This window comes from Mycolicibacter kumamotonensis (assembly GCF_002086285.1).
Lineage (GTDB): Bacteria > Actinomycetota > Actinomycetes > Mycobacteriales > Mycobacteriaceae > Mycobacterium > Mycobacterium kumamotonense.
This window is the reverse complement of the sequence record NZ_MVHU01000015.1, coordinates 79,656-101,548: the sequence shown is the minus strand read 5'-3', so window position 1 is coordinate 101,548 and position 21,893 is coordinate 79,656. Positions and strand designations below refer to the sequence as shown.

Here is a 21,893-nt window from a genome sequence, read left to right as displayed (position 1 = left end):
CCACGGTCAGAAGGTGCAGAGCGCCGGCAACAACATGGCCAACACCGACGCCTCCGTCGGCTCCAGCTGGGCCTGACCAACCAGGGCCCACCGGGGCAGTGCACCGTCACCGGCTGATCGGAGATCCACGCGGCGGCCGATCGACCAGAGGTGGAGGGCATGGATTTCGGAGCATTGCCACCGGAGATCAACTCGGGCCGAATGTATTCCGGCCCCGGTTCGGGACCGTTGCTGGCGGCCGCCGCAGCGTGGGACGCATTGGCCGCCGAATTGAGTTCGACCGCGTCGTCGTACAACGCGGTGGTCACCAGCCTTACCCAAGCGTGGTCCGGGCCGACGGCGGCGACGATGTCGGCGGCCGCACGGCCCTACGCCGGCTGGATGGGCAGCACGGCCGTGCAAGCCCAGCAGGCCGCCGCTCAAGCCCGGGCCGCTGCGGCCGCCTACGATGCCGCGTTCGCCGCGACGGTGCCGCCACCGGTGATCGAAGCGAACCGCAGTCTGTTGCTGTCGCTGATCGCCACCAACATCCTGGGCCAGAACACCGCGGCGATCGCCGCCGCTGAGCTGGAATACGCCGAAATGTGGGCCCAGGACGCCGGGGCGATGTACGGCTACGCCGGCGCCTCTGCCAGTGCCACCGCCTTGCCCCCGTTCGCCGCGCCGCCCCAGACCACCAACCCGGCCGGCTTGCAGGCCCAGGCCGCGGCAGCCACCCAGGCGGCGACCGGAACGGCTGCCCAGACGCAGTCGTCGTTGAGCCAACTGATCTCGATGGTGCCGCAGGCGCTGCAGAGCATGGCGGTATCGGGGCCCGCGCAGGCGGACCCGACGGCGATACTTGATTTTCTGGCCGGCCCGCTGTCGCCGATCTCGCTGTTCGGAGTGGGCGGCATTCCCTACCTGCTGGCGATCCAGTGCGTGCTGCTGCCGATGAACGGCGCGAACGTGGTCTCCGCGGTCAACCGGGCGATGGGGCCCAAACCCTGGCTCGACGAACCGAAGGCGCTTCCGGCCGGGGCGCTGGCAGGAAGCCGATTGGCCGGTGCCCCGATGGTGTCAGCGGGATTGGGCAACGGCGGGGCGATCGGGCGACTATCGGTGCCGCAGGGCTGGATCGCCCAGACCACGACCGCCAAGGCTGTCGCCGCGGTCTTCCCGGAGGCCGGGCCGCAAGCCGTCGCGGCGGTTGCCGCGGAGGGCGAAACCGGTCTGGCCGGCGATCTGGCCCTGAGTAGCCTGGCCGGACGCGCCATGGCGGTCAGCCGGGGAGCCGCCGGTCGCGACGTGGGCGGGGCGACCGGCCTGGCGGCGGCGAGCAAGCCCAGTAAGCCGAGCAAGGCGACCATCATCGTGATCCCCCCGTCGGCGGAGGACTGAGCGGTGTCCGGCGTGGACTTCGGCGCGCTGCCACCGGAGATCAACTCCGCGCTGATCTATGCCGGCCCCGGTAGCGGCCCGATGCTGGCCGCGGCCGGCGCCTGGCGGGGGCTGGCCGGGGAACTCAGCGCGGTGGCCGCGTCCTATCAGGCGGTGATCGCCGAGCTCAGCGGGCAGAGCTGGTTCGGTCCGGCATCACAGGCGATGGCGGCCGCGGCGACGCCGTACGCGAACTGGCTCCGCACCACCGCGGCGGCGGCCGAGCACACCGCGAGCCGAATGATGCTGGCGGTGAGCGACTTCGAGCAGGCGTTTGCCGCGACGGTGCCGCCGCCGGCCATCACCGCCAACCGGGCCCAGTTGGTGGTCCTGGTGGCCTCCAACGTGCTCGGGCAGAACAGCACAGCGATCGCGGCGACCGAGGCCGAGTACCACCTCATGTGGCTGCAGGACGCGACGGTGATGTACGGCTACGCGGCCCGCTCGGCCGCCGCGACGACGCTGCAGCCCTTCACCCCGCCGCCCCCGGTGACCGATGGGTCGGCCGGAGGGGACACCGCGGCCACCCAGAACCAGCTGTCCCCACTGCTGAACGCCATACCGCAGACACTGCGCGGGCTCTCCGGCTCCGGGGGTGCGCAGGCCTCGCCGATCGGTGCGCTGGCCTCGGCGCAGAGCACCGACCCGGCGGCGCAGGCCGCCTCCTACATCGAGACGTTGGCGCGCACCGTCCTGCCCGCCAACGACACCAACATCTCGGTGCTCTACGGCATGGGCCAGTATGCCCGCAACCTCAACACCGACCTCGACATCTCCCAGGCCACCGGTGGCAGGGCCGGGTTCGGTTCCGGCGCAAGGGCATTGGCCGGTGCCGAATCGACTGCTCTGACCGAAGGCGTTCGGCCGGTGGTGGCCGCGAACGCAGGGAGCGCGCGAACTGTCGGCAAGCTCGCGGTCCCGCCGACCTGGGCCGAGTCGCTACCCGAGACCGCGCCCACCGCGTGCGCGGCGCCCACCGCCGCGTCGGCGGCCGCGGCCGCACCCGCCGGACATGGTGCCGGCGTCGCTGCGGCCGGCTTGGCCGCCGGACGGCCGGGCCGTCGCGCACCTGCAGGCCGGGCGGAGGCACCCAGCGAGCGAATCGCCGACCGACTCACCGGGATCGAGGTACGGCACTGGCACGTCGAGCCGGGCGAGCTCAAGAGCCTGTTGGGGGAGGTGGCCGGGCAACCCGGTATCCACGAGGTCTACTTCGACACCGGCGAACCGGTTCCGGGTCAGGAGTGATCGCCATGGATTTCGCCGCACTGCCGCCGGAGGTGAATTCCGGGCGCCTGTATGCCGGCCCCGGATCGGGACCGATGCTGGCCGCTGCAACGGCGTGGGCGCGTCTGGCCGCCGAAACCGGTTCGGCCGCCAGGGCTTACCGGTCGGTGCTGACCGGCCTGACCGACCAGGGGTGGCTGGGACCGACGTCGGAGGCGATGGCGGCCGCCGTGACGCCCTACCTGGCCTGGCTCGACGCCACCGCGGCGCTGGCTGAGCAGACCGCCGCGCGAGCCATCGCGGCCGGAGCCGCGTTCGACCAGGCCTATGCGGCCGTCGCGCCCCCGCCGGTGATCGCCGCGAATCGCAGCGCGCAGACGACTTTGGTCGCGACGAACGTGCTCGGGCAGAACAGCGCGGCGATCGCGGCGCTCGACGCCGATTACGCCCAGCTGTGGGTGCAGGATGCGATCGCGATGTACGGATACGCGGCCCAGTCGGCGGCCGCGACCACACTGACCCCGTTCACCGAACCGCCGGCGACCACCGATCCTGCGGGTCTCGGCGGACAGGCGGCGGCAGTCGCCGCGGCCACCGCGGGCAGTGCACACGACCAGCTGTCGCAGCTGATCACCGCGATACCGCAGGCACTGAATGGGCTTGCTCCGGCGGCGGGGCTTGCAGCGGCGTCGACGCAACCGGCACAGACCGCCACCGGCCTGTCGTTGACCCAGGTCGTCTCGTATGTCGAACTGGTGGCCAAGAGCATCGTGCCGTTCAACGATGCGATCAAGACCATCCTTTACGGACTGATCCAGTACTCACGCAATCTCACTATCGACCTCGACATCGCCGCGGCCACCGGCGGCAGCGCCGGATTCGGTTCCGGTGCAACGGTGCTGGCCGCCGATGCGTCCATCCCGGTCGGCTCCGCGCCGATCTCGGCCAGCGCGGGCAATGCGGGCACGATCGGCAGGCTCAGTGTCCCGCCGAACTGGGTGGCGACCGCGCCGGTGGCCAAGATGGCGGCCGTCGCGTTGCCGGGTGCCGGGCCGGCCGCGGCTGCCGCGATTCCCACCGGGGTGTTCGGGGACCTGGCCCTGGCGGGCCTGGCGGGGCGGGCACTCACCGGCGCCGCGCCACGCAGCCGTCCCGCCGCGGCGATGAACGGCCATGCGCAGAGCCGGCTGGAACGCCTGGTCACCGAGCTGGCGGGCACCACCGAGGTGCAGCACTGGCACGTCGACCCCAGCCGCCTCGACAGCCTGCTGGAAGAGCTCGCCGAACAGCCCGGTGTGCACGCCGTACACGTCAAGCGCGACGGTCAGAACACCACCGGACCCGATCGGCAGCCCGGCTGACGCCGGCGCTAATTCTGCTTCGACGACAGGCTCTTTCGGCGCCGGTATAGTCCGGCTGCCGAGAAGCGGTCGGTGACGCGCCGCGCCCGATTGACCATGCCAGCCACCTGGTGCACTATGGTGAGGCAAGCACCTCGTTAGGTGAGGCGTCTGCATGGATACAGGCCACTGACCCCGAACGTCGAAAGACGCCCCGGGTCAGGACAGCTCTTCCCGGATTAAGGGTTGAGCCCAAGTGGCTTCCGGGTCTGCATTGTTTGCGCAGGCCAGGACACGCCGTGCAGTGCCGAAGCTCTGACGAGAGGGGTGCGGGGTCCGGCCGTGTCGCCGGGCGCATTCACCTCTTTGTGCATCAGTGCAGGCACCCGCGTGTGCCCAGGCCGAGAGGAGGTGAGAGCGACATTGAGTCCGAGTGATAGTTCCTATCCGAGATCGATGGTCGTCTCCTTCGCTCTCGGTACCGCTTTCACCAACTGATTCTCACCGGCGCTGACCTATTCGACTGGCGTGACTTCCGTTCGCGGAATGCGCCAGGATCCGATATGTCCTGAAATCGCTTGATGGCTCGGCCTTTTCGCTGAGCGGCGATTCGCTCGTCATGCCCAGCTCCGGCATGTCGTCATGACCTGCTGCCGAGTCTCCTGCCGGCCAACACGGCTGTAAACGCCTCGGGACATCGACCGTGCCCGCACACCCGCCAAGACCACCCAACGATTCACGAAAACCCTCGATCAAAAAGGAGCAATGCCATGGACTTCGGAGCATTTCCGCCGGAAATCAACTCGGCTCGCATCTACACCGGCCCCGGCTCGGGACCGATGATGGCCGCCGCAGGGGCCTGGGACAAGATGGCCGCCGAACTCGGCGCGGCCGAGGCCGCCTACCAGTCGGTCATCAACGGACTCGTCAGCGAAGCCTGGATGGGGCCGGCGTCGGCGGCGATGGCCGCCGCGGCCGAGCCCTACGTCGCATGGATGGGTGCCACCGCCGCCCAGGTGGAGCAGGCGGCGGCACAGGCGAAGGCGGCCGCCGCGGCGTTCGACGCGGCGTACGCGATGACGGTGCCGCCGCCGCTGATCGTGGCAAACCGCAGCCAGCTCGCGACGCTGGTGGCCACCAACTTCCTGGGCCAGAACGCCGCGGCGATCGCGGCCACCGAGGCGCACTACGGCCAGATGTGGGCCCAGGACGCCGCCGCGATGTACGGCTACGCGGCCGCGTCGGCGGCGGCCACCAAGGTGACGCCGTTCAGCCCGCCGCGCGAAGTCGCCGACCCGTCGGCGCAGGGCGCCCAGCAGGCCGCGACCGCCCAGGCTGCCGGCACATCGGCCGCGTCGAACGCGCAATCCACGCTGTCCCAGGCGATCACGAACACCCCGCAGACGCTGCAGGCTCTCGCGGCGCCGGTGCAGCCGCCGACCACGGGAGGCGAGGCGATCAGCGCCGGCGACCTGGGCAACGCGATGACCAACCTGATGAGCAGCTCCTTCAGCCCGATGGGCCTGGCGGGCATCACCCAGGCCGGCGCGGACATCGCGGTCATCCGCGGTGCCATGCTGGCCGCCGCCGACCCGCTGGGCTTGGGTGCGGTCGACCCGATGGACATGCTGCTGCCGAGTCTGGGCCTGCACGGCCTCGGCGCCGGCTTGGGCGGCGGACTCGGCAACGGGTTGGGCGGGCTGGGCACCGCCTCGGCGACCATGGGTCAAGCGGCCTCGGTCGGGGGGCTGTCGGTACCGCAGTCCTGGGCCGCGGCCGTGCCGACCACCGCACCCGCCAGCGGCGTCGCGGCCACGGGGTGGACGGTCGCCGCGCACGCCGCGGAGCCCGGCGCGGCCGGTATGCCGGGGGTGCCGCTGGCGGGCGCCGGGCAAGGCCGCAACTACGGTTTCGCCGCCCCGCGCTACGGCTTCAAGCCCACGGTGATGGTTCGGCCGGTGGTCGCCGGTTAGGCCGTGTGACAGGGTTAGCTCATGCAGACGCTGAGCGTCGCCGAGTTCACGCTGCGACTGGCCGTCGGGTTGGGCTGCGGCGCGCTGATCGGGCTGGAACGTCAGTGGCGGGCCCGGATGGCGGGGCTGCGCACCAACGCGCTGGTGGCTGCCGGCGCAACGCTGTTCGTGCTGTACGGCGTCGCCGCCAACGACACCAGCTCCACCCGCGTCGCCTCCTATGTGGTGTCCGGGGTGGGGTTTCTCGGCGGCGGGGTGATCCTGCGCGAAGGGTTCAACGTCCGGGGCCTGAACACCGCGGCCACCCTGTGGTGCTCGGCCGCCGTCGGCGTGCTGGCGGCGGCGGGAAACCTGCTGTTCGCGGTGATCGGAACCGGTGCGATCGTCGGCACCCACCTGTTGTTGCGGCCGTTGGGCCGGCTCATCGACCGTGACCAGCACATCGAGGAGGACGAGCCGCAGTCGCCCTACCGGGTGCAGGTGATCTGCCGGCCGAAATCCGAGAAGTACCTACGCGCCCAGATCGTGCAGCACACCGCCGGCAACGACCTGGTCCTGCGCGGGATCCACACCGGCCGCGCCGCCGACGACAACATCGCGCTCACCGCGTCGATGCTGTCCGACAGCCGGGCGCCGGACCGTCTCGAGCGCCTGGTCGGCGAACTGTCGCTGCAGCCGGGGGTCTATGCGGTGCACTGGCACTCCGAGGATCAGGCGGCACTGTCGCCGGAATAATGACGGACGGGACACGCCGTTAGGCTGGTGTCGGTGGAGGTGAGCACGGTGGATGCTATCGCTGGTGTGTGGTCGGTGTTGCCCGGGCCGATGCGCGACCCGGTGCTGTTCGCCATTCCGTTTTTCCTGCTGCTGCTGACCCTGGAATGGACTGCGGCCCGCAAGCTCGAAGATCTCGAACGCGGGTCCTACCGGAGCAGGGACGCATGGACGAGCATCTCGATGGGATTGGTGTCGGTGGCCACCACCGCCGGGTGGAAGTTGCTGGCGCTGCTCGGCTACGCGGCCCTCTACACCTATGTGGCGCCGTGGCACCTCTCGCCGAGGGATTGGTACACCTGGGTGATCGCCATCCTCGGGGTGGATCTGCTCTATTACACCTACCATCGGATCGCGCACCGGGTCCGGCTGATCTGGGCGACCCACCAGGCCCACCATTCCAGTCAGTACTACAATCTGGCTACCGCGCTGCGGCAGAAGTGGAACAACAGCGGAGAGATCCTGGTGTGGATTCCGTTGCCGCTGCTGGGGATTCCGCCCTGGATGGTGTTCGCCGCATTCTCGGTCAACCTGATCTACCAGTTCTGGGTGCACACCGAGCGGATCGACAAGCTGCCGCGCGTCATCGAATTCTTCTTCAACACTCCGTCGCACCACCGGGTGCACCACGGCATGGACCGCGAGTACCTGGACAAGAACTACGGTGGCATCCTGATCATCTGGGACCGGCTGTTCGGCACCTTCGCACCCGAGCGGTTCCGTCCGCACTACGGGCTGACCAAGCAGGTCGACACCTTCAACATCGTGAAACTGCAGTTCCACGAATACGCCTCGATCATCGCCGATGTGCGCGGCGCGAGCCGCTGGCGCGACCGGCTCGGATATGTGTTCGGGCCGCCCGGCTGGCAGCCGGTGCCGTCGGGAGCGGCGGAGGCGTCGGCGGCACTGCGGCAATGAGGCGCGCACCGTCCGCGGTTCGCATAGGCTTGCGACGTCGCATCAGCGCGACAACGCCCCGGCGTGTTCGGCCGCGGCGTCCCGACGGGAAGGGAACAACGTGGCACAGAGCTTGGGAGACACGCTCACCGCAGGGAAGAAGCTCGTCAAAGGCGAGTCGCTGACCTCCAAGAACGGGGCGTACACCCTGACATTGCAAGACGACGGCAATCTGGTGCTGGCTTCGCGCGGCAAGGCGGTCTGGGCGTCTGGCACCAACGGCCAGGATGTGGTGCGCGCCGAGGTGCAGCCCGACGGCAACTTCGTGCTCTACACCGCGGACAAACCCGTCTGGCACACCGACACCAAGGGCAAGAAGGACGTCAAGCTGGTGCTCCAGGACGACCGCAACCTGGTGCTGTACGCCGCCGACGGTGCCGCCTGGTCCACCAAGACCGAGACCGACGCTCCGCCGCCACCGGCCGAAGAACCCAAGGCCGAAGCAGCCCCGGAAGCGCCCGCTGAGCCTGCTGCGCCCGCTGCGCGTAAGTACACCGTGGTCTCCGGTGACACGCTGTGGGCCATTGCCGAGCGGTTCTACGGTGACGGCAACAAATACCCGCAGATCGCCGAGGCCAGCGGTATCGCCAACCCGGACTTGATCCACCCCGGTCAGGAGTTGACGATCCCCTGACCGCCGCTGACGGCCGACGCGGCGGCCCGGAGTCCACACGGAGCCGGGCCGCTGCGCTGCGCCGGTGATTACGGCGGTCGAATCCCGGCCGGAACCGAACCGGCCTCAACGATCGGAGTCGACGGTGCGCGGGCGCATTGTGCGGGTGCTGGCGGTGGGTGTTGCAGTCGGGGCGACGGCCGCGGCTCCGGCGATCGGCACCGCTCGCGCCGATCTGGTGCTGGTGTTTCCCGGCATGGAGATCCACCAGGACACCCACGTCTGCACGCTCGGTTACGTTGACCCGGTCATGCGCGTCGCCTTCACCGCCGGGCATTGCCGGGGGAGCGGCCCGGTCAGAGACCGGGACGGCAACGTCATCGGCACGCTGGCGACCTTCCGCGACAACACCCCCAACGGTGCCACCGTCAACACCGACCAGGTGATCGCCGACTACGAGGCGATAGTGCTGGCCGACGGCGTCGACACCAATGACATCCTTCCCGGTGGTTTGCGCCTGGAGGCCGGGCCGGACGACCACGTGGCCCCCGGCGAGCCGGTCTGTCACTTCGGCATCGTCACCGGAGAGACCTGCGGAACCGTGGAGCGGGTCAACAACGGCTGGTTCACCATGGACCACGGCGTCCGCAGTCAACAGGGTGATTCCGGTGGCCCGGTGTATGTGATCCGCGGCCCCGGCCTGGCCCGGATCGTCGGCCTGTTCAACAGCGTGTGGGGGGAGTACCCTGCCGCCGTGTCATGGTCGGCGATCTCCCAGCAGGTCCGCGAAGACGTCGGCGTGCCGACCCCCTGACATGATCCCGACGCCCCGACCACCCGTTCAGATCGCTTGGGTCACCGGTGATCTGGCCGCCACCGAAGCGATGTTGAGCGCGCTGTTGGGGGTGCGCAAGTGGGTCCGCATGCCGGGGGTGCACTTCGCCCCGGACACCTGCCGTTACCGGGGCGAGCCGGCTGATTTCGTCGCCGACATCGCGCTGAGCTATCTCGGCGACATGCAGCTGGAGTTGATCGCACCGGTGAGCGGGCGCAGCCTCTACGACGACTTCCTGCGTGTCCACGGTCCGGGTCTGCACCATGTCTGCATCGAGGCCGAGGACCCCGAAAACTTCGACGTTATGCTGAACGACGCCGCCGAGCAGGGCGCCGACGTGGTTGCCCGGGGCGTGATGCCCGGCGGCATGAAATTCGCGTACGTCTCGGCTCCGGAAGCCGGCATCCCCTACCTGGAGATCGCCTACGTCCCGGCCGAGATCCGTGCGGTCTTCGACTACATCAAACAGGAGCAGCGGCAATGAGCACCCAGATCCCGGACACCACCAGTGCCGAAGCTGTTTCGGAGTGGTCCGACGACGTCGACGTCGTGGTGATCGGCTTCGGCATCGGTGGCGGCTGCGCGGCGGTCACCGCGGCAGCGGCCGGAGCCCGGGTTCTGGTGCTGGAGCGCGCGGCCGAGGCGGGCGGCACCACCGCCATGGCCGGCGGCCACTTCTACCTCGGCGGCGGCACCGCGGTCCAGGAGGCCACCGGGCACACCGACAGCCCGGACGAGATGTACAAGTACCTCGTCGCGGTGTCGCGTGAACCCGAACACGACAAGATCCGGGCCTATTGCGACGGCAGCGTCGAGCACTTCAACTGGCTCGAGGACCTGGGCATCAAGTTCGAGCGCAGTTACTACCCGGAGAAGGCGGTGATCCAGCCCAACACCGAGGGGCTGATGTTCACCGGCAACGAGAAGGTGTGGCCGTTTCTCAACGAGGCCGTTCCGGCGCCGCGCGGGCATAAGGTTCCGGTGCCCGGTGACACCCAGGGCGCCAAGATGGCGATCGACCTGCTGCTCAAGCGCGCCGAAAACCTTGGCGTGCAGATCCGATACGAAACCGGCGCCACCGGTCTGGTCACCGATCCTTCCGGCGCCGTCGTGGGTGTCACGTGGAAGCACTTCACCGAAAGCGGTGTCATCAAAGCGAAGTCGGTGGTGATTGCCGCCGGCGGCTTCGTGATGAATCCGGAGATGGTCGCTCAGTACACGCCGAAGCTGGCGGAGAAGCCATTCGTGCTGGGCAACACCTATGACGACGGCCTGGGCATCCGGATGGGGATGTCGGTGGGCGCCGCCACCAAGCACATGGACCAGATCTTCATCACCGCACCGGTCTATCCGCCCTCGATCCTGCTCACCGGGATCATCGTCAACAAGGAGGGCAAGCGTTTCGTCGCCGAAGACTCGTATCACTCACGTACGTCGGGGTTCGTCATGGACCAGCCCGACAGCGCGGCGTTCCTGATCGTGGACGAGACGCACATGCGCAAGCCGCAAGTGCCCTTGGTTCCGCTGATCGACGGTTGGGAGTCGGTACCGGAAATGGAAGCGGCGCTTGGTATTCCGGAGGGAAACCTGGTGGCGACGCTAAACCGCTACAACATGTACGCGGCGCGCGGGGAGGACCCGGACTTTCACAAGCAGCCGCCGTTCCTCGCTCCGCAGGACACCGGGCCGTGGGGCGCGTTCGACCTGTCGCTGGGCAAGGCGATGTATGCCGGGTTCACGATCGGCGGGCTGGCGACCTCGGTGGACGGCCAGGTGCTGCGCGACGACGGCAGCCCGGTGCCCGGGCTCTACGCCGCCGGCGCGTGTGCGGCCAACATCGCCCAGGACGGCAAGGGCTACGCCAGCGGCACCCAGTTGGGGGAGGGTTCGTTCTTCGGCCGTCGCGCCGGGGAACACGCGGCCAGATCTCGGCGCGAGCAGACATAGAGTCGCACTGAACGGTCTGCGCCGATGCGATTCCGCGTCTGCTCGCCGCGGGAGACTAGACCGCGGAAACCGGACCGCGGGAGACTAGACCGCGGAAACCAGACCGCGGGAGACTAGGGAGACTAGACCGGACTCAAGTCCCAGCGGCCGCCCCCGAGCAACTCGAGCACCTGGTCATGGTGCTGGCGCACCGTGTGCCGGTGGCTCACGCTGACCAGGATGGTCTGGGGAAGCTCGGCGCGCAGCAGCCGGTAGAGCGTCAACTCCAGACCTTCGTCGAGCGCCGAGGTCGACTCGTCCAGGAAGGCCGCCTTCGGCCGGGTCAACAGCAGCCGGGCGAACGCCACCCGCTGCTGCTCGCCGGGAGAGAGCACCTTGGCCCAATCCTCGACGTCATCGAGCCGGTCGACCAGATGCGGTAGCGCCACCTTGACCAGCGCGTCGGAGATCTCGGCGTCGGAGACCTCGCCGGCCGCCAGCGGGTAGGCCACCACCGCCCGCAGATCACCGAGCGGAATGTAGGGCAGCTGGGAGATGAACATGGTTTCGTTGACCGCGTCGGGGCGCCGAAGGGTGCCCGACGCGTACGGCCACAGCTGGGCCAGGCTGCGCAACAGCGTGGTCTTGCCGCTGCCCGACGGCCCGGCGATCATCAGCGCGTCGCCGACCCCCAGATCGACATCCAGGGCTTCGATCAGCGGGTCCCCGTCGGGTTTGCGCACCTCCACGCCCTCGATCGTCACCGTGCCGTCCGGGCTGGGCTTGACCAGCAGCTCGGGCAGGTCGCGGGCCTCGCGGTCGACCTCCACCAGCCCGTGCAGACGGATGATCGAGGCGCGGTAGCCGGCGAAGTTGTCATAGGCGTTGCGGAAGAACGACAGCGAATCGGAGATGTTGCCGAAGGCGGACGCGGTCTGCGCGACCCCGCCGAACATGATCTGCCCGGAGAACAGCCGCGGTGCCTGGATCACCCAGGGCAGCGGCACGATCGCCTGACTGACCGACAGGTTCCAGCCCGCGAACCCGATGGTCCGGTTCACGAATTTCAGGTAGTTGTCGATGATCGCCGAGAACCGCTGCCGCAGCTGGATCCGCTCGGCGAGCTCACCCCGGTAGAACGCGACGGACTCGGCCGCATCGCGTACCCGCACCAGGGCGTAGCGGAATGCCGCGTTGGTGAGCTCGTTGCGGAAGCTCAACCGGATCAGCGGCCGGCCGATCCAGAACGCGACGATGGTGGCGATGGTGACGTAGACCAAAACGATCAGGAACATCGCCCGGGGGATGTCGACGCCCAACACGGTCAGCGTGCCCGACAGGTTCCACAGGATGGCCGTGAACGACACCACCGTCACCATCGATTGGACGGCGCCGAACAGCAGGGTGGAGCCGGTGCCGTTGGCCGGGGCGTTCGGATTGGCGCCGTTGCCGGCGGTGAAGATGTCGATGTCCTGCTGGATGCGCTGATCGGGGTTGTCGATGGCGCCCTCGATGGCCTCGCCGATCGCCGGGTCCAGCGGCGACTTGATGAAGTGGGCGCGGTAGTAGGCCCGCCCCTCCAGCCAGTCGCCGGTGAGCCGCTCGGTCAGCCAGATGCGCCAGTTCACCATGAAGTGCTGGGTCAGGTAGATGTCGAGCATCACCCGCGCCACGTGCAGCACCGCCATCACGCTGAAGATGCCGATCGACATCCAGAAGCCGTGCACCCCGGACTGTTTGATCGCGTCGTCGCCGCCGGCGGCGCCCTGGAACGCGGTCTGCAGCGAGGAGTACATGTCGTTGCCCTGGAAGCTGAACAACACGTTGAGCCGCACGGCGGTGATCACCGAGAGCAGCAACACGCCCAGCATCAGCCAGACCCGGCCGCTGTCACGCCCGGTGAAGTAGGCGCCGGTGATCTCCCAGAACTGGCGCCCCCAGCGGGTGCTCACCCGCAGCAGCGCCGCCACGGCCAGCACACCCACGGCGCTGATGACCCAGGCCATCGCGATCCACCGCAGCGAGTCGGGCAGGGCGTGCGACCAGTCGATGGACGGGTTGAACAGCTTCGAGTCCACTGCCACGTCTCCTTGCTGTCCGGGGTGTATCCGAGTCGAGAAAATCCCGTGCGAAACCTACCCCAGCGGTGTGCCGTCGCGTCGGATGAGCGGAGCCGCAAAGGCCGGTGGACGCGGCGGTGCCCCCGCCTCGCAGACGGTGGCCACCGCGTACGGTTGTGCTGTGGCTAACACCTCCAAAACGGTCTCCGGGACCACACGTGCCAAGTCGGGCCGGCTGAGTGGAAAATTCTGGAAACTGCTGGGCGCCAGCACCGAGAAGAACCAGAGTCGCTCGATGGCCGAGGTCAACGCGGCGGCCGACTACGCCAAGAAGGCCGCCGGACTCGACGACGAGCAGCTGCGCAAAGCCGCACAACTGCTCAACCTCAAGGATCTGGCCGACGCATCGGACATTCCGCAGTTCCTCGCGATCGCCCGCGAGGCCGCCGAGCGAAGCATCGGGCTGCGCCCGTTTGATGTTCAGCTGCAGGGCGCACTGCGGATGCTGGCCGGTGACGTGGTCGAGATGGCCACCGGCGAAGGCAAGACGCTCTCGGGTGCCATCGCCGCCGCCGGCTACGCCATCGGCGGACGGCACGTGCACGTCGTGACGATCAACGACTACCTGGCCCGCCGCGACGCGGAATGGATGGGACCGCTGCTGACCGCGATGGGGGTGACGGTCGGCTGGATCACCGCCGACTCCAGCCCGGCCGAGCGCCGCGCGGCCTACCAGTGCGACGTCACCTACGCGTCGGTCAACGAGATCGGTTTCGACGTGCTGCGCGACCAGCTGGTCACCGACGTCGAGGATCTGGTCTCGCCCAACCCCGACGTGGCGCTGATCGACGAGGCCGACTCGGTGCTGGTCGACGAGGCGCTGGTGCCGCTGGTGCTGGCCGGCACCACCCATCGGGAGACACCCCGCATGGAGATCGTCGAGCTGGTCGGCCGGCTGACCCCCGGCGTGGACTACGACTCCGATGAGGACCGGCGCAACATCCACCTCACCGAGAAAGGAGCGCGGCGCGTCGAAGCCGCGCTCGGCGGCATCGACCTGTACTCCGAGGAGCACGTGGTGTCGACGTTGACCGAGGTCAACGTCGCCCTGCACGCCCACGTGCTGTTGCAGCGCGACGTGCACTACATCGTCCGCGACGGCAAGGTGCAGTTGATCAACGCCTCGCGCGGGCGAATCGCTGCCCTGCAGCGCTGGCCGGACGGCCTGCAGGCCGCGGTGGAAGCCAAAGAGGGCATCGAGACCACCGAGACCGGCGAGGTGCTCGACACCATCACGGTGCAGGCCCTGGTCAACCGGTACCCGACGGTGTGCGGCATGACCGGGACGGCGTTGGCGGCCGGCGAGCAGCTGCGCCAGTTCTATCAGCTGGGGGTCTCACCCATCCCGCCGAACATGCCCAACATCCGCGAGGACGAGGCCGACCGGGTCTACATCACCGCCGCGGCCAAGAACGACGCCATCGTCGCCCACATCGTGGAGGTGCACGAGACCGGGCAGCCGGTGCTGGTCGGCACCCACGACGTCGCCGAGTCCGAGGAGCTCTACGAGCGGCTGCGCAAACGCGGGGTCCCGGCGGTGGTGCTCAACGCCAAGAACGACGCCGAGGAGGCCACGGTGATCGCCGAGGCCGGCAAGCTCGGTGCGGTCACCGTCTCCACCCAGATGGCCGGGCGGGGCACCGACATCCGGCTGGGCGGCTCCGACGAGGCACACCACGACAAGATCGTCGAGCTGGGCGGTCTGCACGTGATCGGCACCGCCCGGCAGCACACTCAGCGTCTGGACAATCAGCTGCGCGGTCGGGCCGGCCGCCAGGGTGACCCGGGCTCGTCGGTGTTCTTCTCCAGCTGGGAGGACGAGGTCGCCGCGACCAACCTGGAAGCCGGCAAGATGCCGACCGAGACCGACGAAGACGGTCGGATTGTGAGCCCCAAGGCCTCCGGGATGCTCGACCACGCCCAACGCATCGCCGAGGGCAAGCTGCTCGACATCCACGCCAACACCTGGCGCTACAACCAGCTGATCGCCCAGCAGCGCGCGATCATCGTGGAGCGGCGCAACACGTTGCTGTCCACGCCGACGGCCCGCGAGGAGCTCGCCGAGCTGGCCCCGCAGCGCTACGCCGAGCTGCGGGAGAAATTCGGTGACGACGCCGATGCGAAGCTGGAGAAGATCTGCCGGCTGATCATGCTCTACCACCTGGACCGCGGCTGGGCCGATCACCTGGCGTTCCTGGCCGACATCCGGGAGAGCATCCACCTGCGTGCGTTGGGCCGGCAGAATCCGCTCGACGAATTCCACCGGATGGCCCTGGACGCGTTCGCATCGCTGGCCGCCGACGCCATCGAGGCCGCCCAGCAGACCTTCGAGACATCCGAACAGATCGAGTCCGAGCCGGGCATCGACCTGTCCAAGCTGGCGCGGCCCACCTCGACGTGGACCTACATGGTGCGGGACAACCCGCTCAGCGACGACACGATGGACGCGCTGAGCCTCCCCGGGATCTTCCGCTAGGGGTAGGCGCGAACATGCCTGTGGGGTCAGACCGTGACCGGGTGCTGACGGTGCCCAACGTCATCAGCCTGGCCCGGCTCGGGCTGATCGGCGCCTTTCTGTACCTACTGCTGGTCGCGCGGGCGGACGGGCCGGCGGTGGCGATCCTGATGCTCAGCGGGTTCTCGGACTGGGCCGACGGCAAATTGGCCCGGTTGCTGGACCAGTCCTCGGCGCTGGGCGCGCTGCTCGACCCGGCGATCGACCGGCTCTACATGGTGGCGGTCCCGGTCGCCTTCGGACTGCGCGGCCTGGTGCCGTGGTGGATCATCGGCGTGTTGCTGGCCCGCGATGTGCTGCTGGCCGCGGTGCTGCCGGTGTTGCGCAGCCGGGGATTGACCGCGCTGCCGGTGACCTACATCGGCAAAGCCGGCACCTTCGCGCTGATGTCGGCGTTTCCGCTGATCCTGCTGGGGCAGTGGGACGCGCTGGCCAGCCGGGTGGTGCTGTCGGTCGGCTGGGCCTTCCTGATCTGGGGCCTGGGCATGTACCTGTGGGCGTTCGTGCTGTACCTGATTCAGGTGGCGCTGGTGGTCCGCACCATGCCCAAGGTCGCACCCCGAGTGGCCGATGTCTGAACCGTTCTTCGCGCTCAGCGGCTACGAAGGCCGCGATGACGGGGGTGCGCACGAGGCCGGCCGCCCGCAGCGGTTCGCGGTGCCCTCGCTGCTGCGCTCGCTGCTGTCCGAGCACCTCGACCCCGGCTACGCCGCCGCGGCGGCCGCCCGCGACGGCGGGCGGGCCACCACGAGGCGGGCCCGGATCGCGGGCTGGGAGGCGCTGGCGGCGCTTGTGGTGGCGACGGTGTTCGCGGTCGCGTTCGCGCAGGCCAAAACGTTGGCGCCCGGCGTGCGTGACGCCCAGCAGGTGCTGGCCACCAACGTGCGGTCCGCCGAAGACGTGACCGGCAGGCTCGCCGACAAACGCGACACGCTGACGAACCGGGTCGATGACTTGCGCCGGCACCGGCTGGCCGACGACGCCGAGGGGCAGCGGGTGCTGGCCGGCCTCGACGCACTGAGTCTGGCCTCCGCCAGCACCCGGGTCACCGGCCCCGGCCTGACCGTCACGGTGACCGACCCGGGTGCCGGGCGAAACCTCTCCGACGCCTCCAAACAGCGGGTGTCGGGCAGTCAACAGATCATCTTGGACCGCGACCTGCAGCTCGTCGTCAATTCGTTGTGGGCCAGCGGCGCGGAGGCGATCGCGATCGGCGATGTCCGGATCGGCCCCAACGTGACGATCAGGCAGGCCGGCGGGGCGATCCTGGTCGACAACAAGCCGATCAGCAGCCCCTACACGGTGCGCGCCATCGGTCCGCCCCGCGAGCTGCGCGAGGCCTTCGACCGGACACCCGGGCTGTACCGGCTGCGACTGCTGGAAGTGTCCTACGGGGTGGGGGTGCGCGTGGACGGCCGGACCGGTGCCGACCTGACCCTGCCAGCGGGTTCGCTGCGAGATGTCCGGTTCGCCAAACAGATAGGGGAGTCGTGACGCAAGCTTGCGCTGCAAGCCGTGGCGCCGTCGGCGTCGCGTCGGAGGTCGGGAGGCCGGGGTGAGTTCTCGATGATCGGTATCGTCGCGCTGATCGCCGGAATCGTGCTGGGGCTGATTTTCCAACCCAGCGTTCCGGAGGTGGTTCAGCCCTATCTGCCGATCGCCGTGGTGGCGGCGTTGGACGCCGTGTTCGGCGGTCTGCGGGCCTACCTGGAGCGGATTTTCGACGCGAAGGTGTTCGTCGTGTCATTCGTCTTCAACGTTCTGGTCGCTGCGCTGATCGTCTACCTCGGTGACCAGCTGGGGGTCGGAACGCAGCTGTCCACCGCCATCATCGTGGTGCTGGGCATCCGCATCTTCGGCAATGCCGCGGCGCTGCGTCGACGACTGTTCGGGGCCTGACGCCGGTGGGTACCGAACCGGTGCCGCACGGGCGGCACGAGCTGCCTGTGACCGACCACGATGCGCCGTCACGGCGCGCCTGGTTCGGCCGCTCCGGGCCGCTGTTCGGGGTGCTGGCGATGCTGCTGTGCCTGCTGCTGGGAGTCGCCATCGTCACCCAGGTCCGGCAGAACGACTCCGCCGACGCCCTGGAGACGGCCCGGCCGGCCGATCTGCTGGTGCTGCTGGATTCGCTGCGGCAGCGCGAAGCCGCGCTGGGCACCGAGATCGCCGAACTGCAGCAGACGCTCAACGCGCTCCAGGAGTCCGGCAGCAGTGACCAGGCGGCGATCGAGAACGCCCAGGCCCGGCTCTCCGCGCTGGCGATCATGATCGGCACCGTCGGCGCCGTCGGGCCCGGAGTGGTCATCACCGTCGACGATCCGGCGCGCGGGGTCGCCCCGGAGACCATGCTCGATGTGATCAACGAGCTGCGCGCCGCCGGGGCCGAGGCGATGGAGGTCCGCGACGACACCAAGGCGGTGCGGATCGGAGTGGACTCCTGGGTTGCCGGTACCCCCGGGGCGCTGGAATTCGACGGGATAGGCTTGGCTCCGCCGTATTCCGTTCTGGCGATAGGCGATCCACCCACCCTGGCAGCAGCGATGAACATCCCCGGCGGGGCAGTCGACAGCGTCAAGCGGCTCGGCGGCGCCATGGGCGTGCAGCAGGCCGACCGGGTAGAGGTGACCGTGTTGCGGCAACCGAAACCCCGCCAATACGCTCAGCCAGTCAAGTGAACCCGACCAGCGCAAGGAGCACGATCACCGTGAGCTCGGAAAGCCAAGTTCCCTCCGATTTGTATTACACCGCTGAGCATGAGTGGGTTCGGCGCACCGGGCAGGACACCGTCCGGGTGGGCATCACCGACTTCGCGCAGGCGGCACTGGGTGACGTGGTTTTCGTGCAACTGCCCGGCGTCGGCACCGAGGTGACCGCGGGGGAGAGCTTCGGCGAAGTGGAGTCGACCAAGTCCGTTTCGGATCTGTACGGGCCGATCTCGGCGAAAGTGGTTGCGGTCAACGCCGAGCTGGACGCCGGCCCGCAGCTGGTCAACTCCGACCCGTACGGCGCGGGGTGGCTGCTGGATCTCCAGGTCGGCGACGGCGGGGCCGAAGCGCTGGATGCGGCCCTGTCGGGACTGCTGACCCCCGACGCGTACCGCGCGACGCTGGCCGAATGAATATTGCTAGCCTGCCTGCCGGGACGCGGGTATTCCGTGACACGATCCCGCGGTGCGGGGCACATTATCGACCGCTGCGCGGTACGGTCGACTCAACGATTGTGGGTCCGGTGCCATGGATGTCCGGCGGGTACGACCAGGTAGCACGACAGTGGCCAGTGAGGAGCAGTGGGTGACGGAGAAGGACTCGGGAAACGGGCACGAGCAGGCAGGCGACGAGGTCACGGTGGAAACCACATCGGTCTTCCGCGCTGACTTCCTGAGCGAACTCGACGCACCCGCGCAGGCCGGCGGTGAGAGCCTGACCTCCGGTGTCGAAGGGCTGCCCGCGGGATCTGCGCTGCTGGTCGTCAAGCGGGGCCCCAACGCCGGGTCGCGTTTCTTGCTCGACCAACCGGTCACCGCGGCCGGGCGCCACCCCGACAGCGACATCTTCCTCGACGACGTCACGGTCAGCCGCCGCCATGCCGAGTTCCGGCTGGAGGGCAACGAATTTCAGGTCGTCGACGTCGGCAGCCTCAACGGCACCTACGTCAACCGGGAGCCGGTGGATTCGGCGGTGCTGGTCAACGGCGACGAGGTCCAGGTCGGCAAGTTCCGTCTGGTGTTCCTGACCGGCCCCAAGCCGGGTGAGACCGAGGCCGGGCCGGGGAGCTGAGTTGAGCGCGCCTGACAGCCCTGAACTGGCCGGGATGTCGATCGGGGCGGTACTGGATCTGCTTCGTCCCGAATTTCCGGATGTCACGATCTCCAAGATTCGCTTTCTGGAGACCGAGGGGCTGGTGACGCCGCAGCGCGCGGCGTCGGGCTACCGCCGGTTCAGCGCGTACGACTGCGCGCGGCTGCGGTATGTGCTGACCGCGCAACGCGACCAGTACCTGCCGCTGAAGGTGATCAAGGCGCGGCTGGACGCCGAGCCGGACGGGGCGCTTCCGCTGACCGAGTCGCCCTATCCCGTCCCGCGGTTGGTGCCGGCCGCCGACGATGCCGCTCACAACGGCACGGCGCTGCCGACGCCGCCGCGACGGGTCCGGCTGAGCCGGGAGGATCTCCTGGAACGCTCCGGCGCCGATGACGCCCTGCTGACGGCGCTGGTCAGATCCGGCGTGATCACCGCCGGGCCGGGGGGATTGTTCGACGAGCACGCGGTGGTGATCGCGCAGTGCGCACGCGGCCTGGCCGATTACGGCGTCGAGCCACGACACCTGCGGGCGTTCCGCTCGGCCGCCGATCGGCAGTCGGACCTGATCGCCCAGATCGCCGGGCCGCTGGTCAAGGGCGGCAAGGCCGGCGCACGCGACCGCGCCGACGACTTGGCCCGCGAGGTCGCGGCACTGGCGATCGCGCTGCACACCGCGCTGCTCAAGTCGGCGGTACACGACGTTCTGCACGGCTGAGGACTAGACTTCGCTTCGGCGGCTTGTTGTGCGATATGCGGTTGTCCGACCGGGTTTCGCAGCGAGTCGGGCTGGCAGACAGCCACTGGGACACAAGCAAATGTGGAGGGCTGACTGGAGATGGGTGAAGTACGCGTGGTCGGCATTCGCGTCGAGCAGCCACAAAACCAGCCCGTGCTGTTGTTGCGCGAAGCCGACGGTGACCGATACCTCCCGATCTGGATCGGGCAGGCCGAAGCCGCCGCCATCGCCCTGGAGCAGCAGGGCGTGGAGCCGGCCCGGCCGCTGACCCACGATCTGATCCGCGACCTGATCGCCGCGCTGGGGCATTCGCTCAAAGAAGTCCGGATCGTCGATCTGCAGGAAGGTACGTTCTACGCCGACCTGATCTTCGACCGGGACATCACGGTTTCGGCGCGTCCGTCGGATTCGGTGGCGATCGCGCTGCGGGTGGGGGTGCCGATCTATGTCGAGGAGGCGGTGCTGGCCGAGGCGGGCCTGCTGATTCCCGACGAGAGCGACGACGAGAGCTCCGGTGCGGTGCGCGAAGACGAGGTGGAGAAGTTCAAGGAGTTCCTCGATAGCGTGTCGCCCGACGATTTCAAAGCAACCTGACCCGGCGCGGCGGCCTCAGCCCAGTCACAGATGCATCTCATCTGCGAGCGGTATGACGACACGCCCACGGCGAACGCGTGGCGCGGAAAACGCGGCCCCCATACTTGATCCAGAGGCGGGAACAACGGCGCGGCGGCTCGCCGGACAGCGTATGCTCACCAGCAACTCGGGCAAGAGCAAACGCGGCCACCGGCCAGCCAGTGGCAACGAGCGCGATCGGCGAGAGGAAGCATCGTGGGCGAGCAACCGGGGCAGGACCAGCTGGACTTCGCGGGTCGGTCCGAATCGGACCGCGATGTCGAGGCTGCCGCCACCGCTTCCGGCGCGGGGGAACCGGTGCAGGCCGGGCTGTTCCCCGACGACTCCGTCCCCGACGAACTGGTCGGCTACCGCGGTCCCAGCGCCTGCCAGATCGCCGGAATCACCTATCGCCAGCTGGACTACTGGGCCCGCACCTCGCTGGTGGTCCCCTCGATTCGGGGCGCGGCCGGCTCCGGCAGCCAGCGGCTGTACTCCTTCAAAGACATCCTGGTGCTCAAGATCGTCAAGCGGCTGCTCGACACCGGCATTTCACTGCACAACATCCGGATCGCCGTCGACCACCTGCGTGAGCGCGGGGTCCGCGACCTGGCCAACATCACGCTGTTCTCCGACGGCACCACCGTCTACGAGTGCACGTCGGCCGAGGAGGTCGTCGACCTGCTGCAGGGCGGCCAGGGCGTGTTCGGCATCGCGGTGTCGGGTGCCATGCGGGAACTGACCGGCGTCATCTCCGACTTCCCCGGCGAGCGTGCCGACGGTGGCGAGTCGATCGCCGCACCGGAAGACGAACTCGCCAGCCGCCGCAAGTTCCGCGACCGCAAGACCGGCTAGCGCCACCTCCCTTCGCGCGGCGCCGCGCGTCGTGATCACGGCGTGCGTTTGCGCCTCGCATCGCCGGGTAAACTGGTCAGCGCATCGCACTCGACGCGGGAGAGTTCTGCGGCAGCCAGCCGCAGACGCCGAAGGAGCAACACCTCTCCGACAACCTCTCAGGCCCACGGACCGCCCGGGATTCCGAT

Annotated in this window: 21 protein-coding genes and 2 riboswitches; of the genes, 20 read left to right on the top strand and 1 reads right to left on the bottom strand. The window is 68.9% G+C overall.

Features of this window, described 5'->3' with window-relative positions; all coding sequences use genetic code 11:
* Nucleotides 1–159: 159 nt before the first annotated feature.
* The 10 genes from BST28_RS12060 (at nt 160) to BST28_RS12015 (ending at nt 11,085) form a co-directional block, all read left to right on the top strand.
* Nucleotides 160–1,380 (top strand): PPE family protein, encoded by a 1,221-nt coding sequence (locus BST28_RS12060; protein ID WP_065289768.1) that lies wholly within the window; start codon nt 160–162, stop codon nt 1,378–1,380.
* Nucleotides 1,381–1,383: 3 nt separating this feature from the next.
* Nucleotides 1,384–2,667 carry a PPE family protein gene (locus tag BST28_RS12055; protein ID WP_234808265.1) on the top strand — a complete coding sequence of 428 codons (1,284 nt, stop codon included), beginning with the start codon at nt 1,384–1,386 and terminating at the stop codon, nt 2,665–2,667.
* 5 nt (nt 2,668–2,672) lie between these two features.
* Complete coding sequence (locus BST28_RS12050; RefSeq protein ID WP_065289769.1) at nt 2,673–4,007, top strand: PPE family protein; 1,335 nt, start codon at nt 2,673–2,675, stop codon at nt 4,005–4,007.
* 126 nt (nt 4,008–4,133) lie between these two features.
* Nucleotides 4,134–4,320, top strand: a riboswitch (M-box (ykoK) riboswitch).
* Between the two features lie 436 nt (nt 4,321–4,756).
* Entirely contained in the window at nt 4,757–5,959 is a 1,203-nt protein-coding gene (locus BST28_RS12045; protein ID WP_083081171.1) for a PPE family protein, read from the top strand.
* 21 nt (nt 5,960–5,980) lie between these two features.
* A complete protein-coding gene (locus BST28_RS12040; protein WP_065287308.1) occupies nt 5,981–6,694 on the top strand; it encodes an MgtC/SapB family protein in 714 nt (237 codons plus the stop codon).
* Nucleotides 6,695–6,742: 48 nt separating this feature from the next.
* Nucleotides 6,743–7,651, top strand: coding sequence for a sterol desaturase family protein (locus tag BST28_RS12035; RefSeq protein WP_029249612.1), 909 nt, complete (start codon nt 6,743–6,745; stop codon nt 7,649–7,651).
* A gap of 112 nt (nt 7,652–7,763) precedes the next feature.
* A complete protein-coding gene (locus BST28_RS12030; protein ID WP_029249611.1) occupies nt 7,764–8,324 on the top strand; it encodes a LysM peptidoglycan-binding domain-containing protein in 561 nt (186 codons plus the stop codon).
* 136 nt (nt 8,325–8,460) lie between these two features.
* Entirely contained in the window at nt 8,461–9,117 is a 657-nt protein-coding gene (locus BST28_RS12025) for an Rv1815 family serine proteinase (protein ID WP_065287406.1), read from the top strand.
* Between the two features lies 1 nt (nt 9,118).
* The gene (locus BST28_RS12020; protein WP_083081169.1) at nt 9,119–9,622 is read left to right on the top strand and encodes a VOC family protein; all 504 of its coding nucleotides are present in this window, start codon (nt 9,119–9,121) and stop codon (nt 9,620–9,622) included.
* Nucleotides 9,619–11,085 carry an FAD-binding protein gene (locus BST28_RS12015; protein ID WP_065287310.1) on the top strand — a complete coding sequence of 489 codons (1,467 nt, stop codon included), beginning with the start codon at nt 9,619–9,621 and terminating at the stop codon, nt 11,083–11,085. The genes BST28_RS12020 and BST28_RS12015 overlap by 4 nt, the downstream gene beginning before the upstream one ends.
* Before the next feature lie 122 nt (nt 11,086–11,207).
* Here the strand turns inward: BST28_RS12015 and BST28_RS12010 are convergent, their stop codons facing one another.
* Complete coding sequence (locus BST28_RS12010; protein WP_019738381.1) at nt 11,208–13,142, bottom strand: ABC transporter ATP-binding protein/permease; 1,935 nt, start codon at nt 13,140–13,142, stop codon at nt 11,208–11,210.
* Nucleotides 13,143–13,305: 163 nt separating this feature from the next.
* Here BST28_RS12010 and secA2 point away from each other — a divergent pair, with 163 nt between their 5' ends.
* The 10 genes from secA2 to BST28_RS11960 all read left to right on the top strand — a co-directional run bounded on the left by secA2 (nt 13,306) and on the right by BST28_RS11960 (nt 21,705).
* A complete protein-coding gene (gene secA2 / locus BST28_RS12005) occupies nt 13,306–15,660 on the top strand; it encodes an accessory Sec system translocase SecA2 (RefSeq protein ID WP_029249468.1) in 2,355 nt (784 codons plus the stop codon).
* A gap of 14 nt (nt 15,661–15,674) precedes the next feature.
* A complete protein-coding gene (locus BST28_RS12000; RefSeq protein ID WP_029249469.1) occupies nt 15,675–16,277 on the top strand; it encodes a CDP-alcohol phosphatidyltransferase family protein in 603 nt (200 codons plus the stop codon).
* The gene (locus BST28_RS11995; RefSeq protein WP_083081166.1) at nt 16,270–17,193 is read left to right on the top strand and encodes a DUF881 domain-containing protein; all 924 of its coding nucleotides are present in this window, start codon (nt 16,270–16,272) and stop codon (nt 17,191–17,193) included. Before BST28_RS12000 ends, BST28_RS11995 begins: the two co-directional genes overlap by 8 nt.
* 72 nt (nt 17,194–17,265) lie before the next feature.
* The gene (locus tag BST28_RS11990; protein WP_019735670.1) at nt 17,266–17,598 is read left to right on the top strand and encodes a small basic family protein; all 333 of its coding nucleotides are present in this window, start codon (nt 17,266–17,268) and stop codon (nt 17,596–17,598) included.
* Nucleotides 17,595–18,377 (top strand): DUF881 domain-containing protein, encoded by a 783-nt coding sequence (locus BST28_RS11985; RefSeq protein WP_413784769.1) that lies wholly within the window; start codon nt 17,595–17,597, stop codon nt 18,375–18,377. The genes BST28_RS11990 and BST28_RS11985 overlap by 4 nt, the downstream gene beginning before the upstream one ends.
* A 29-nt stretch (nt 18,378–18,406) precedes the next feature.
* The gene (gcvH, locus tag BST28_RS11980) at nt 18,407–18,820 is read left to right on the top strand and encodes a glycine cleavage system protein GcvH (RefSeq protein ID WP_029248903.1); all 414 of its coding nucleotides are present in this window, start codon (nt 18,407–18,409) and stop codon (nt 18,818–18,820) included.
* Nucleotides 18,821–18,992: 172 nt separating this feature from the next.
* Entirely contained in the window at nt 18,993–19,478 is a 486-nt protein-coding gene (gene garA / locus BST28_RS11975; RefSeq protein ID WP_029248902.1) for a glycogen accumulation regulator GarA, read from the top strand.
* Nucleotide 19,479: 1 nt separating this feature from the next.
* The gene (ftsR, locus tag BST28_RS11970; RefSeq protein ID WP_019735666.1) at nt 19,480–20,217 is read left to right on the top strand and encodes a transcriptional regulator FtsR; all 738 of its coding nucleotides are present in this window, start codon (nt 19,480–19,482) and stop codon (nt 20,215–20,217) included.
* A 120-nt stretch (nt 20,218–20,337) separates the two neighbouring features.
* Complete coding sequence (locus tag BST28_RS11965; RefSeq protein WP_019735665.1) at nt 20,338–20,832, top strand: bifunctional nuclease family protein; 495 nt, start codon at nt 20,338–20,340, stop codon at nt 20,830–20,832.
* A 234-nt stretch (nt 20,833–21,066) separates the two neighbouring features.
* Entirely contained in the window at nt 21,067–21,705 is a 639-nt protein-coding gene (locus tag BST28_RS11960; protein WP_019735664.1) for a MerR family transcriptional regulator, read from the top strand.
* Nucleotides 21,706–21,791: 86 nt separating this feature from the next.
* A riboswitch (glycine riboswitch) is annotated at nt 21,792–21,889 on the top strand.
* Nucleotides 21,890–21,893: the final 4 nt, after the last annotated feature.

Bases quoted from the DNA above. Each gene is read 5' to 3' on its own strand.
- BST28_RS12060 (WP_065289768.1), top strand. From the start codon at position 160: ATGGATTTCGGAGCATTGCCACCGGAGATCAACTCGGGCCGAATGTAT.
- BST28_RS12050 (WP_065289769.1), top strand. From the start codon at position 2,673: ATGGATTTCGCCGCACTGCCGCCGGAGGTGAATTCCGGGCGCCTGTAT.
- BST28_RS12045 (WP_083081171.1), top strand. From the start codon at position 4,757: ATGGACTTCGGAGCATTTCCGCCGGAAATCAACTCGGCTCGCATCTAC.
- BST28_RS12040 (WP_065287308.1), top strand. From the start codon at position 5,981: ATGCAGACGCTGAGCGTCGCCGAGTTCACGCTGCGACTGGCCGTCGGG.
- BST28_RS12020 (WP_083081169.1), top strand. From the start codon at position 9,119: ATGATCCCGACGCCCCGACCACCCGTTCAGATCGCTTGGGTCACCGGT.
- BST28_RS12015 (WP_065287310.1), top strand. From the start codon at position 9,619: ATGAGCACCCAGATCCCGGACACCACCAGTGCCGAAGCTGTTTCGGAG.
- BST28_RS12000 (WP_029249469.1), top strand. From the start codon at position 15,675: ATGCCTGTGGGGTCAGACCGTGACCGGGTGCTGACGGTGCCCAACGTC.
- BST28_RS11995 (WP_083081166.1), top strand. From the start codon at position 16,270: ATGTCTGAACCGTTCTTCGCGCTCAGCGGCTACGAAGGCCGCGATGAC.
- BST28_RS11990 (WP_019735670.1), top strand. From the start codon at position 17,266: ATGATCGGTATCGTCGCGCTGATCGCCGGAATCGTGCTGGGGCTGATT.
- BST28_RS11965 (WP_019735665.1), top strand. From the start codon at position 20,338: ATGGGTGAAGTACGCGTGGTCGGCATTCGCGTCGAGCAGCCACAAAAC.